Source organism: Ruegeria sp. YTSC002 (assembly GCF_059609845.1).
This window is the reverse complement of record NZ_JBXWML010000004.1, coordinates 123,459-136,460: the sequence shown is the minus strand read 5'-3', so window position 1 is coordinate 136,460 and position 13,002 is coordinate 123,459. Positions and strand designations below refer to the sequence as shown.

Here is a 13,002-nt window from a genome sequence, read left to right as displayed (position 1 = left end):
GCTTAGTTCAGGCTGGCTCGGGTCGGGGTTTTTTCAAGCAGATCGCCCCAATCAGTGCGATAGGCCATTTCCGCCAGCACGGTTTCAGGCAGGAATTCCTGGTTCTGACGGATCTGCCATCCGCCTCCCAGACCCTTGTAAACCGCAACCAGATTGCTGGACACCTGCTGCCGCGCTTCGATCAGGTTTGCCTGCGACCGCAAAAGCGCGGTCTGGGTGTTCAGAATGCGTGAATAGCTGGCGATACCGTCCCTGTACTGGCTGACGGCGATATCAGCGGCCTTGCGTGAGGCATCGACGCTTTTCTGATAGAATCCAACCTGTTTGCGCGCCTGTGCATAGGCGACCATTGCGCTTTCCACCTCGGAATACGCGGTCAGTACGGTGTTCTGGTAATTGGCGATCAGCGCCTGATAGGCAGCGTCCTGAGCGCGGACATTGTTCTTGATGCGGCCATAGTTGAGCACGTTCCAGACCACGCCGGCACTGGCCAGACCGGTGGTGCTGTTGCCGCTGAACAGATCGCGCCCGCCCGATGCCTGCAAACCGATCGCGCCCGACAGCACGAATTGAGGATACAGGTCAGCCATTGCGATGCCCACCTGCGCCGATTGAGTCGCGGCGGCCAGTTCTGCCGCGCGGACATCCGGGCGGCGGCGCAGAAGTTCTGCCGGCACGCCAACGGCCACATTTGTTCGCGCAGACGGGATACGGCCAGAATTTCCCAGAAGGCTGGTCATCCGGGACGGCGTGGTTCCCAGCAGCACGGACAGGGCATTCTTGGTCTGTTGCAGGTCGCTTTCCAACTCGGGCACCAGGGCCTTGGTATTGTTGAGCAGGGCTGTGGATTCCTGAACGTCCAGTTCGGTCGTGACTCCGTTGGTGAACCGCAGCTGTGTCAGGTCCGCCGATTCCTGCTGCAATTTGATGTTTTCCCGGGCGACCGCCAAAGATTCCTGCAACGCGCGGATATTGACGTAGAGCGCGGCCACGTCGCCGGTCAGTGTCACCAGCGCATCATCATAGTTTGCGACCTGCAAGGCCAGATTTGACCGAGCCGCCTGAACACCGCGCCGTTGTGCGCCCCAGACGTCCAGTTCCCACTGGGCATCGAACCCAACCTGCGACGTCGAAAACTCGGTATCCAGGGGGATGATCCGGTTGATATCGGCAACAGGCCCTAGGTTGTCGCTGATTTGCCGTCTCTGCAACGACCCGCCAATCGCTTGCGATTGTGGATAAAGCTCTCCAAAAGCGATCCCCAACTGCGCCCGCGCTTGCAGCACCCGTGCCCCCGCGACCTGAAGCGTCAGGTTCTGGGCATAGGCCTCGGCAATCAGCCGGTTGAGGGTCGGGTCATTGAATGTCTCCCACCATTTCACCACGGGTGCGCTGCGCGATGTCAGGCCGCTTTGGCCAACGCTGGGGCTGTTTACCTCGATCCATTGCTTCACGACCGGAGAGTTCGGGCGCACGAAATCGGGCCCCACGGGCGTGCAGGCCGCGAAAGTGGCGGCGCAAAGAGCGGTTCCCATCAACCGGCGGAGTGTCATGGCGCGCATCCTCAGATATCCAGCGGTCGGATGAAGTTGGCGAAGGAATAGAGACGGATGTTGATGCGTCTCAGGAACTCAAAGCTTTTGCCCTGTCCGGTGTAGATCGCCACTGCGGCGTGGCCGCCAGCCGGGAAAGTGTGCCCTTCAGGTACATCGACGGTGATCTGCACGGCAATTCGACCGGGCAGTTTCGGCAGTTCAAAGCCGGGCAGGCGGCCTGAAGGGATCAGTTGCCCCTGGCGCGTGGCCCACCAGATCGCCTCGACCTTGCCCGTCAGGATTTCGCCCGGGTAAAGATCAAGCGCCACTTCGACCTCTTGCCCCGGTTCCACGAATTTCAGGTTCTGCTGGCGAAAGGTCGCAAGAATATAGGGGCTGTCCTCGGTCACGAAACTGGCGATCGCGCCCAGTCGCACATCGCCCACGACCAGCCCGGGGCGGGCTTGCTGCGATACGATAATGCCGTTTTCAGGCGCGTAGATCGTTGTGTTTTCGAGAAAATACTCAGCCTCGGCCAACTGCGCCCTTGCCTGAAGAATACCCGTGTTCACACCGTCTATCTGGGATTCCACAGCCAGCTGTGCTTTTTCCAGGTTTGCTTCGGCCTGTTTGACGGCAGCAAGGTCTTCGGTCACCTGCTCGTTCCAGCGGTCCAGTTCGTCTTGCCGCGCTCCACCGGCGGGCACGAGAGTTTCATAGCGCGCTTGCTGAGACTGCGCATAGGCCAGTTGCGCGTTTGCGCGTTCAACAGCTTCGGTCGATGCGATCACATCCTGTTCCAGAATCTTGGCATTCTGTTCAGCGGCGACCAATTGCGCCTTCGCATTGTCCACCGCCAGTGAAAACACCGTGTCGTCAAAGCGATAGAGCGGATCACCCTTGGTGACCGGTGTGTTCGGTTCCACAAGAACTTCGGTCAGGATCGTCGGCTGTGTCAGTTTGGGAATGATCTGTATGGTCGAACGCACCACGTGGCTGTCGGCCGAGAAGGGTTGAAAGAACCGCAATGCGACCAGAAAAATCAGCAACAGGTGCGCGCCAACCCAAAAGGATACGATGCCCCAGGCGATGTTGAATTTCAGCAGTTCCAGCTTGAAGAAAATAAGCCAGACGAAAATGATGTAAAATAACGTGATGCCAAGGGCGACGAACATGTTTTGTGACTTCCTTTGGCCTTAGCTTTGTTGGGGATCGTCTGTGTCCAGACGATCTTGATATTCAGGCCGGACATCACCACCCAGACGTTTGATTTCATCACGAATGGCGTCTTTTTCCTCGTCAGGGCCACGGCGAATGTCGACCGTAACGCCATCATGGAACGCCCACATAAAAGCATGGACCCAGGGCACCACGGCCAGAAACCCCATCCAGCCCATGATCTTTACGGCTTCGGCATGGGGATGGTTGCGTTTGATGGCGATCCGACCCGGAAGGCCCATGAGAAAGAGAAACAGTGCCATCACCGCCGCCAGAAGCAGGATCAATGCCACGAAAGTCAGATAGTCATAGTAGCCAAGCGGCTGTCCCAATAGTCCCATGCTCGCGCCTCCTTTTGGGGAAGGTTACGGTATCTTCAGTTGCCGGCGTCCAATTCGTCAATCAACTTGTAGCTTGTCGGCGGGTCGGCGCAGATACCCGGTCCGCATTCCAACAAGGTTGAACCCGCGTTCAGCACCGCCAAAGCCAGCATGACGAAAAACGCGATCTTGGCCAGAGTATTTCCGCCGAACCTTGGTTCCTGACCAGAAGGGTCGGCGTATTGGCGATCAAACAACAGCATGATCGATGTGCCCAGCAACACAAGGAAAAAGGCGATCCCGGCCCAGGTATAGTAGTGCAGGCCCAAAACAGGTGAGCCATAGTGCCCGGTGCCGGGTACGATATGCAGAAGAATTTGGCGGATCGATACAGTACCGCCATACAGGGCCGCAATCAGCACGATGGCATAGTGTTGCGGCCGTGGACCGTAGAGCAGGTTCAAACCAAGCCCCACGCCGACGGCAACGAACCCAACACGTTGCAGCAGGCAAAGCGGGCAGGGCAGTTCATACAGGACAAGCTGATAGAAAAACGCCAGCGCCAGTACAAGGCAGACGGCAAGCATACCGATCGCGTTGAGGGTGCGGGACAGTTTAGGTGTCATGGCAAGCCCCTCAAAGTTGAATTGTCAGCGGTGTGGTTGCGTGGAATTTCAGCCAGTAGATACACATGGCCAACGTGACGAAAAACAAGGCGTTGCCCGCCCTGGTCAACTTGAAATAGTTCAGCCCCATCGTGGCAATAAACAACGAAAACAAAAGCGCAATCATGGCCCGGTCCTCCCCTCCCGTGCACAAATTCCTGTATGAAGGATAGTGTCAGGCCGGGTCCCATCTGGCAAGCCGCGCAACTTGCCCGAACGTTGTTGTTTGCCCGCCTCTAGTCGCAGATGATGACGTCTGTTTGCCACTCGCGACAGTGCTCTGGCAGCTTTCCGGGCAGGGGAAGGTCGGTATAGACCGTGTCAAGTTCGGCGATTGATCCTATTCGCGCCGGGGCCGAGCGTTGAACCTTCGAATGATCGGCAACCAGAAAAGTGCGGCGCGCCTGTTCGATGATGGCCTGGCTGACCTGAACCTCCTGAAAGTCGAAGTCCAAAAGATCGCCATCCGTGTCCAGGGCCGAACATCCTATGACAGCGATATCGAACTTGAATTGCCGGATGGCCGATACGGTCAGGTTGCCGATCAGACCCCCATCAGACCGGCGCAGAACGCCACCGGCCAAGATAACTTCGCAGTCCGGGTTTTCGACAAGGATGTTTGCGACGTTCATGTTATTCGTCACCACCAACAGGTTTTTGTGGTCTAGCAATTGCCTTGCCACAGCCTCGGTCGAGGTTCCGATATTCATGAAAATTGACGCGCCATCGGGGATATCAGCCGCACATGCCTGTGCGATACGGGTCTTGGCCTCCGCGTTCAGCGCGCGGCGGTCTTCATATCCGATATTTGAAACGCCTGATCGCAGAACCGCGCCCCCGTGAACCCGGTCCAACTTGCCCGCATCTGCAAGCTCGGTCAGGTCGCGCCGGATTGTCTGAACGGTGACACCAAAGCGTTCAGCAAGCCCGTCGACGGTAACGCGCCCTTCGGTGCTGGCGATTTCCAGAATGTCGGATTGGCGAAAGGACAAGGACATGGGCGGTTCCGGTGCAGAGGATTGGTTTTCGTTTTTGTTCTTTTTGTTGATTTAGGCAAGCCGGATTGCTGAAAAATCATAACAGTGTTGCAAAAGGAAAATAAACGAACATAAACATTGACGAAGCGAAAGCCATTCTGGCTAATGCCCGCAACCGGGTCAGGCAGGGAATCAATGGATATGCAGTCAACGGACAACCAGATCACAGACCTTTTCATTATCGGTGGCGGGATCAATGGCTGTGGAATTGCTCGGGACGCCGCCGGGCGGGGTCTTTCGGTGATGCTGGCCGAGATGAACGATCTGGCTTCCGCCACATCTTCGGCCTCAACCAAATTGTTTCACGGCGGATTGCGATACCTTGAGTATTTTGAAATTCGGCTGGTGCGTGAGGCCCTGATCGAGCGTGAAACCCTGCTGCGCGCCATGCCACATATCAGCTGGCCAATGCGTTTTGTGCTGCCCTACCACAAGGACATGCGGTTTGATTCCGAAACGCCGACCTCGCGGTTGCTCAGCACGGTCATGCCGTGGATGCGCGGGCGGCGTCCGGCCTGGCTGATCCGGTTGGGCCTGTTCATGTATGACAATCTGGGCGGGCGCAAAATCCTGCCGGGAACGACATCATTGAACCTGCGGTCGGCACCGGAGGGGGGCCCGTTGCAGGACAAGTTCGAAACGGCTTATGAATATTCCGATTGCTGGGTCGAAGACTCGCGACTGGTGGTCCTGAATGCGCGTGACGCCGAGGCACGCGGCGCGCAGATCATGGTGCGGACCGAGGTGACCTCGGCCGAGCGGGTCGGTGATCTTTGGGAAGTGTCCATTCGGGATCGAAGCAGCGGTGAGACCCGTTTGGTCCGGGCCAAAATGCTGATCAATGCAGGCGGACCCTGGGTGGGCGACATCATTCAAACCAAGATCCGCGTGAACTCTCGCGAGGGCGTACGGCTTGTGCGGGGCAGTCATATCGTGACGCCCAGGCTTTACGATCACGACAAATGCTACTTTTTCCAGGGTGAAGATGGCCGCATCATTTTCGCCATCCCATACGAGCAGGATTTTACTCTGATCGGCACAACGGATCAGGACCATCCGGACCCGGCCACGAAACCGGTCTGCACCGAAGCCGAGCAGGATTACCTGTGCGCCTTCGCATCGAAATACTTCAAACGCGCCGTGACCCGCGACGATGTCGTTTGGACCTATTCCGGCGTACGGCCGCTTTATGATGACGGGGCAAGCAGTGCCACTGCCGCGACACGGGATTACACGTTGAAAGTCGACGCGCAGGGCGGGGCGCCTGTTTTGAATGTGTTTGGCGGCAAGATCACGACCTATCGCAGGCTTGCGGAAAGCGCGCTTGAGAAGGTTGGAGAATTTTTTCCGAACCTGCCCGGCCCCTGGACCGCTGGTGCCGCTCTGCCGGGGGGTGATTTTCCGGTGGATGCTGTCGAAACCCTGAAAGGCGATCTTCTGGTGGCCTATCCCTTTTTGACCGAAACCTGGGCTGCCCGCCTGATTAGAGCTTACGGGATAGAAGCAAGGGATGTTTTGGGAGATGCGAAACACGTATCCGATCTGGGAGAGGACTTTGGCGCGACCCTGACCGCGCGAGAGGTCGCGTGGCTGATGGACAAGGAATATGCCCGCTCCGCCGAAGATGTGGTTTGGCGCCGCAACAAATTGGGCTTGCGGCTGAGTGCCGAACAGATTTCGCGGATCGATCAATGGATGTCCGCACGGTCTGAGGATGAAAGCCAGCTTAAAAACGTCTGAAGCCGATTAGCGGAATTGCATAAAAGCCCCACCAGCTCAGGTGGGGCTTTTATTTGCTCAGGCGGCTTCTTCCGTAGGGTCGGGGTCCTTTTTGCTGCCCTTCAACCATTCTCGCAAGCCCTGCATCAGGGCGTAGAGCACGGGCACCACGATCACTCCAACCAGCGTCGCGGCCAGCATCCCGCCGAACACCGCGACACCGATCGCTTTCTGACTGGCGGCACCGGCTCCGTTCGCGGCCAGCAGGGGGACAACACCGAGGAGGAAGGACAAGGCAGTCATCATCACAGCGCGGAAACGCTGATACGCAGCCTCTGCGGCGGCCTCTTTGATGGAAAGCCCCTTGGCGCGTTGCTCCATGGCGAACTCGACGATCAGAATACCGTTCTTCGAGGCCAGCCCCACAAGCATGATCATTCCGATCTGCGTATAGAGGTTGATGTCACTGCCCACGATGGCCACCGCCGCCACGGCCCCAAACAAGGCCACGACAACGGAAAGCAGGATTGAAACAGGCAAGGTCCAACTTTCGTACTGACCCACCAGGAACAAATATCCAAACAGGATGGCGAGCCCGAGGATGATGATCACCAGACTGCCCGAGGCCAGCTGTTGCTGTGCCGTCCCTGTCCATTCGAACGCATAACCCGGGGGCAGGGCGGTTGCGGATTCCTCGGTCATCACGTTGATTGCGTCGCCGCTGGACAAGCCGGGTGCAGGGACGGCCGTCACCGTGGCAGACCGGAACAGGTTGTGGCGCTTCAGCAGAACCGGACCCAAAACGTTTTCCACGTCGATCAGTGTGCCCAGCGGCACCATGTCGCCGTTTTGAGAGCGGACATAGAGGTTCGCGATATCCTCGACATTGTCCCGATAGGTGCCATCGGCCTGAATCATCACGCGGTAGACGCGGCCGAACAGGTTGAAGTCATTGACATAGTACGACCCCAGTTGTGCCTGCATGGTCTGAAAAATCTCGGCGACCGAGACATTCAGCGTTTTGGCTTTTTCGCGGTCCAGATCAACGAACAGCTGCGGGACGTTGGCGCGGAAGGTTGTATAGGCCTGCCCGATCTCGGGCCTCTGATTGGCAGAATACACGAACGAACCCACGGCCGAGGCCAGATCCTGCGGTGTGCCACCGCCGGTTTGCTGAACCTCCATTTCTACGCCCGCTGACATACCAAGACCCTGGATGGGTGGTGGGTTGAAGGCCAGGATCGAAGCCGCTGATTCACCATTCGCAATCGCCAGTACCTTGGCCAGAATGGCATCAGCGCTCAGATCGTCTTCTTGCCGTTCGCTCCAATTGTCGAGATTGACGAAAATCGCAGCGCCGTTTGTGATCGTGCCGTTCAGCATCGAAAAGCCGTTGACAAGAACCGTGCTCGCAACGCCCGGGATTTCGCTTATCTGTTCGTCCAGACGTGCGGTGACCGCCTCGGTCCGTTCCAGTGTGGCAGCATCCGGCAACTGAACATCAACGAACAAGTACCCGTTGTCCTCAAGCGGGATAAACCCGGCAGAGGTGTTGGACATGATTGTCCCCGTACCAAAACCAAGACCGACAACGATGGCCAGCGCGATGGCAGGGAAAACCAGCAGTTTTCGTACAATTGCCACGTAGCCGTTGCGCACGGTGCCGATGAAGCTTTCGAACATCGCAAGCACCCCTTTGGGAGGGCCGGATCTGGCACGCAGGACCAGCCCGCACAGGGCAGGCGAAAGGGTCAGCGCGTTGATGGATGAGATAACGACTGCGGTCGAGATCGTGACCGCAAATTGGGAATACAACCGCCCCGAGATGCCGGGCATGAACGTCACCGGCACGAACACCGCCAGAAGAACCAAAGTGGTCGCGATGACCGGACCAGTTATCTGGCCCATGGCTTTTCGGGTCGCTTCAGCAGGGGGCAACCCTTCATCCGCAATGATGCGCTCCACGTTCTCGACGACGACGATGGCGTCGTCCACCACGATACCAATGGCAAGCACCAGGGCGAACAGCGAGATGGTGTTCAGGGACATCCCAAATGCCAGCAGGAAGGCAAAAGTGCCGATCAGGGACACCGGAATTGCCACCGCCGGAATGATCGTTGCGCGCCAGCTTCCCAGGAACACGAACACAACCGAAATAACCAGAATGAAGGTCAGGATCAGGGTCGAGACCACGTCGTTCAAAGAGGCCTCGACAAAGTCGGTTGTATTGAAGGGGACATCATATTCGACATCCGTCGGAAAGGCGCGGGACAGCCGCGCCAATTCCGCCTGCACACGTTCCGAAACCGCCAAAGCGTTTGCACCGGGGGCCTGATAGATGCCGATGACCGTGGCAGGAACCGCCTGAAAATAGCCCGAAGCCGCATAGTACTCTGCGCCTAGCTCAACCCGAGCGATGTCTTTGACGCGGACGATGGCGCCGGCGTCACCGGTTCGGATCACGATGTCACCGAATTCTTCTGCGGATGTCAGGCGGCCTTTGGATTTGATCGTGTATTGAAACGTCTGCCCTTCGGGTACAGGTGGTGCACCGATCGAACCGGCAGACACTTCGATATTCTGTTCCCGGATTGCATTGATGACATCCCCCGGTGTGATGGACAGCGCCGCCATCTTGTCCGGGTCCATCCAGATCCGCATGGCGTATTCAAGGTTGGTCAGAACATCGGCCTTGCCGACGCCCTGCACACGCGCCAGCGCATCGCGCAGATTGATCGAGGCATAGTTCGACAGGAACACACTGTCATAGGTCCCATCGGGTGAGGTCAGAGTGACCAACATCAGCATGTTGGTCGAGGATTTCTGTGTCACCACGCCGGACGAAGTGACCTCGGCTGGCAATGACGACATGGCCTGCGCCACCCGGTTTTGAACGTTGACCGATGCGATGTCAGGATCGGTGCCCACCTCAAAGGTCACATCCAGCGAGTAGGACCCGTTGTCCGACGATCTGGACGTCATGTAGATCATGTCGTCCACACCGTTGACCTGCGCTTCAATCGGCGCGGCAACGGTGTTTTCAACGGTTTCGGCATTTGCACCGGTATAGGTGGTTGAGACGTTGACCACAGGCGGCGTGATATCCGGAAACTGCGCGACCGGCAGTACCAGGTACCCGATGCCGCCCATGATGGTCAGCACCAGTGAGATGACAAGCGCCAGCTTGGGGCGGCTTATGAACAGGGCTGAGAACATCTGTTACTCTCCCGGCTGCTCAGAGGCCACGACCGCGTCAACCGCGACACCGGGGCGGACCCGCTGCAAGCCCTCGACAATGACGCTTTCACCTTCACGCAGCCCGTCCAGCACAATAATCGCAGTATCAAAAGTGTCACCTGTTGTGATGTAGCGCTGTTCAACCATTTGCTTGTCGTTGACCACCAGGACAAAATCGCCCCGCTGATCGCGCTGCAAGGCGGCTTGCGGCACCAGAACCTGCAAGGTCGGTTCAAGCGCTTCGATCTGCACATTCACGAAAGCGCCGTCCAGGATCAGCCGGTCCGTATTGTCGAATTGGGCCCGCATCGTGATTGCCCCGGTCAATGGGTCGATACGGTTGTCAACGAATACAATTCTGCCGGTTTCATCCAACTCTGTTCCATTGGGCAGTTTGACATGGACGTTTGGGCTTTGCGGACTATCCGCAAGAGAGGCTGAGTTTTCGCCAACGGTCTGCAAAACAGAGGTAAAGAGCTTTTCGTTCAACGAGAAATTCACGTAGATCGGCGACTCGCTGACGATATTGACCAGAGGAGGGTTGTTTGGGCCAACAACATCGCCGACGCTTGTGGTGATCCTGCCGATACGGCCATCAAATGGTGCGTGGATCTGCGTATAGCTCAGGTCAAGCTCGGCCTGCCGGATCGCAGCTTTGGCTGCTTTCACCTCTGCCTCTGCGACCAGTTCATTGGCGCGGGCAATGTCGCGTTCCGATTCCGGCGTCGCGTCACGTTTGTAAAGCTCTTCTTTACGCGCCAGATCAACCTTTGCCAGCTCAAGATTCGCTTCCGCCCGGTTCAGATCGGCCTTTCGGGCCTCAAGCGTGGCCTCATACAGGTCGGGTTCGATGGTAAACAGCAGGTCGCCTTCCTTTACCGTCGCTCCATCCTCGACTTCGCGGCTGTTGAGAAACCCGTTCACGCGCGCCACGATATCGACCTTGTTGATTGCCTCGGCGCGCCCGATGAACGTGGCCTCGTCGGTGATTTCCTCGGTATAGGCCGCCGCTATGGAAACCTTTGGCGGTGCCCCTTCTTCTTGCGCGATCGCAGGATGCGCCAAACCCAAGGACATCAGCACGAATACGGCGGCCAAATGCCTGCTGGTCTTGTTGGGCGAAATGAATGCTGGGGACATGGCGAAAGCCTCGTTCGATGCAGAAACAAAAGATACCGACCCGGTCGCCAGGGCGACCCGAGTCGGAGGAACTTGGTCTCAGGATGACTTTTTTGTGCCGATATCTCAAGCGTGATGAATCTTGAGTCGATCGGGGCCGATGTCAAAAATTTCAGCACTTATGCTGGCTTAGGTCCCGGCGTGGTCATCGGGCCCGAACGAGAAGGGGGCCGGAATGGCCCCCCCTGGTTCTTGGTATCGGATGGTTCAGTCGCGGGTCCCAGCGAATTTCTCTTGCCATTCTTCACGCTGTTCATCCGTTATTTTGGCGAACAGAACGTCGGGCACGGTGAAGTCGTGGCCGGACGGCAAAGCGTTCAACGCAGTGGCGACATCGTCCGGCCAGCTGGTATCCAGCGTGTTCATCGCGCTCAGCATACGGGCCGAGGTGTCTGGGATGAACGGCGCGCTGAGAACGGCGTAAAGCCGGATCAGGTTCAGGCCAAGACGTACCTGCGCGGCGGCCTGCTCGGGGTCTTCCTTGAACGTGGACCACGGAGCTGCGGCCTGTAGATATTCATTTCCTGCAACCCAGATTGCCCGTAGCTCCTGCGCGGATTTGCGAACTTCCATCGCCTCCATGTGGCCTTCATAGGTGCGGACGCGTTTGGTGAGCTCTTCGATCAAGGCCTGCTCGCGCGGGCCGAACTGTCCACCGTCGGGCACGGCCTCACCAAATTTCGAGCGGCAGAATTTGGTGATCCGGCTGACAAAGTTGCCCAGAACGTCTGCAAGGTCCTTGTTCACCGATTGCTGGAAGTTCTCCCATGTGAACTCACTGTCGCTGCTTTCCGGCGCATGGCTCAGCAGCCACCAGCGCCAATAATCGGCGGGCAGAATGTCCAGCGCCTGATCCATGAACACGCCACGGCCCTGGCTGGTCGAAAACTGGCCGCCGTCATAATTCAGGTAGTTGAACGACTTGATGTAATCGACCAGCTTCCAGCGTTCGGGAGATCCGGTCTCTTCATTATGCGTATTGGTGCCCAGGATGGTGGCCGGGAAGGACAGCGTATGGAACGGCACGTTGTCCTTTCCCATGAACTGGACATAGCGCACATCATCCGCGCCCTTGTCGGTGCGCCACCAGCGTTCCCAATCCGCATCGGCCCTTCCGTTGGCGTCCGCCCATTCCTTGGCGCAGGCGATGTATTCAATGGGGGCGTCGAACCAGACGTAAAAGACCTTGCCTTCCATCCCCGGCCAATCCTGATCGCCTTTTTTGACCGGCACACCCCAGTCCAGATCGCGGGTGATGCCACGGTCCTGCAAGCCGTCACCGTCATGCAGCCACTTCTTGGCAATTGACGTGGTCAGGACCGGCCAGTCCGTCTTGCTGTCGATCCACGCATCCAGCTTGTCTTTCATCGCGGATTGGCGCAGATACAGGTGCTTGGTTTCACGTACCTCCAGATCGGTCGACCCGGAAATGGCCGAGCGCGGCTCGATCAGGTCCGTCGGATCCAACTGCTTGGTGCAGTTTTCGCACTGGTCGCCGCGCGCGCGGTCATAGCCGCAATTGGGGCAGGTGCCTTCGATATAGCGATCAGGCAGAAAGCGGCCATCGGCGTTGGAATAAACCTGTTTCTCGCTGACTTCGCGGATGAGGCCCGCGTCATCCAGCTTGCCCGCAAAGTGCTGGGTCAGGCGCTTGTTCTGTTCGCTGGACGAGCGGCCGAAGTGATCGAAGCTGAGCCCAAACCGGTTGGCGATATCGGCCTGAATCGCATACATGTCGGCGCAGTATTCCGCCACCGGCTTGCCAGCCTTGGCTGCCGCCAACTCGGCGGGTGTGCCGTGTTCATCCGTGGCGCACAGGAACATGACCTCGTTCCCCCGGCCGCGCTGGTAACGTGCATACAAGTCGGCAGGCAATTGCGAGCCGATCAGATTGCCGAGGTGCTTGATCCCGTTGATATAGGGGATCGCCGAGGTGATGAGAATCCGAGCCATGATCCGTTTCCGCGTAACTGTCTGCGCGCCCGTCTACATGATGTGATCGTCCAGCAAAAGCCCGACATTGACCTGCAAGTCAATTTGGACGCCGAATGGTCCGAAAATCGCGCTGCCCCGGCGATCTGGTGCGCGTTCC

10 protein-coding genes are annotated in these 13,002 nt (G+C 57.9%); 1 reads left to right on the top strand and 9 read right to left on the bottom strand.

What is annotated here, in order from left to right; all coding sequences use genetic code 11:
- Positions 1 to 2 precede the first annotated feature (2 nt).
- The 6 genes from AC2FFD_RS10250 to AC2FFD_RS10225 all read right to left on the bottom strand — a co-directional run bounded on the left by AC2FFD_RS10250 (position 3) and on the right by AC2FFD_RS10225 (position 4,736).
- Positions 3 to 1,553, bottom strand: coding sequence for an efflux transporter outer membrane subunit (locus AC2FFD_RS10250; protein WP_496872997.1), 1,551 nt, complete (start codon positions 1,551 to 1,553; stop codon positions 3 to 5).
- Between the two features lie 11 nt (positions 1,554 to 1,564).
- Entirely contained in the window at positions 1,565 to 2,710 is a 1,146-nt protein-coding gene (locus AC2FFD_RS10245; RefSeq protein ID WP_496872996.1) for an HlyD family secretion protein, read from the bottom strand.
- A gap of 21 nt (positions 2,711 to 2,731) precedes the next feature.
- On the bottom strand, positions 2,732 to 3,094 hold the full coding sequence (locus AC2FFD_RS10240; protein ID WP_170344636.1) for a DUF3302 domain-containing protein: 363 nt from the start codon (positions 3,092 to 3,094) through the stop codon (positions 2,732 to 2,734).
- 35 nt (positions 3,095 to 3,129) lie between these two features.
- Complete coding sequence (locus tag AC2FFD_RS10235) at positions 3,130 to 3,699, bottom strand: disulfide bond formation protein B (protein WP_496872995.1); 570 nt, start codon at positions 3,697 to 3,699, stop codon at positions 3,130 to 3,132.
- A gap of 10 nt (positions 3,700 to 3,709) precedes the next feature.
- Entirely contained in the window at positions 3,710 to 3,865 is a 156-nt protein-coding gene (locus AC2FFD_RS10230) for a DUF5993 family protein (RefSeq protein WP_170344634.1), read from the bottom strand.
- Positions 3,866 to 3,974: 109 nt separating this feature from the next.
- Positions 3,975 to 4,736: a DeoR/GlpR family DNA-binding transcription regulator gene (locus tag AC2FFD_RS10225; RefSeq protein ID WP_257600570.1), complete on the bottom strand. Its 762-nt coding sequence runs from the start codon at positions 4,734 to 4,736 to the stop codon at positions 3,975 to 3,977.
- Positions 4,737 to 4,916: 180 nt separating this feature from the next.
- Here AC2FFD_RS10225 and glpD point away from each other — a divergent pair, with 180 nt between their 5' ends.
- Positions 4,917 to 6,515, top strand: coding sequence for a glycerol-3-phosphate dehydrogenase (glpD, locus tag AC2FFD_RS10220; protein ID WP_496873098.1), 1,599 nt, complete (start codon positions 4,917 to 4,919; stop codon positions 6,513 to 6,515).
- Positions 6,516 to 6,572: 57 nt separating this feature from the next.
- Here glpD and AC2FFD_RS10215 read toward each other — a convergent pair whose 3' ends face one another.
- The 3 genes from AC2FFD_RS10215 to metG all read right to left on the bottom strand — a co-directional run bounded on the left by AC2FFD_RS10215 (position 6,573) and on the right by metG (position 12,863).
- Positions 6,573 to 9,710 (bottom strand): efflux RND transporter permease subunit, encoded by a 3,138-nt coding sequence (locus AC2FFD_RS10215; protein WP_480684492.1) that lies wholly within the window; start codon positions 9,708 to 9,710, stop codon positions 6,573 to 6,575.
- 3 nt (positions 9,711 to 9,713) lie between these two features.
- Positions 9,714 to 10,871, bottom strand: coding sequence for an efflux RND transporter periplasmic adaptor subunit (locus AC2FFD_RS10210; protein WP_496872994.1), 1,158 nt, complete (start codon positions 10,869 to 10,871; stop codon positions 9,714 to 9,716).
- Positions 10,872 to 11,117: 246 nt separating this feature from the next.
- The gene (gene metG, locus AC2FFD_RS10205) at positions 11,118 to 12,863 is read right to left on the bottom strand and encodes a methionine--tRNA ligase (protein WP_496872993.1); all 1,746 of its coding nucleotides are present in this window, start codon (positions 12,861 to 12,863) and stop codon (positions 11,118 to 11,120) included.
- Between the last annotated feature and the right edge of the window lie 139 nt (positions 12,864 to 13,002).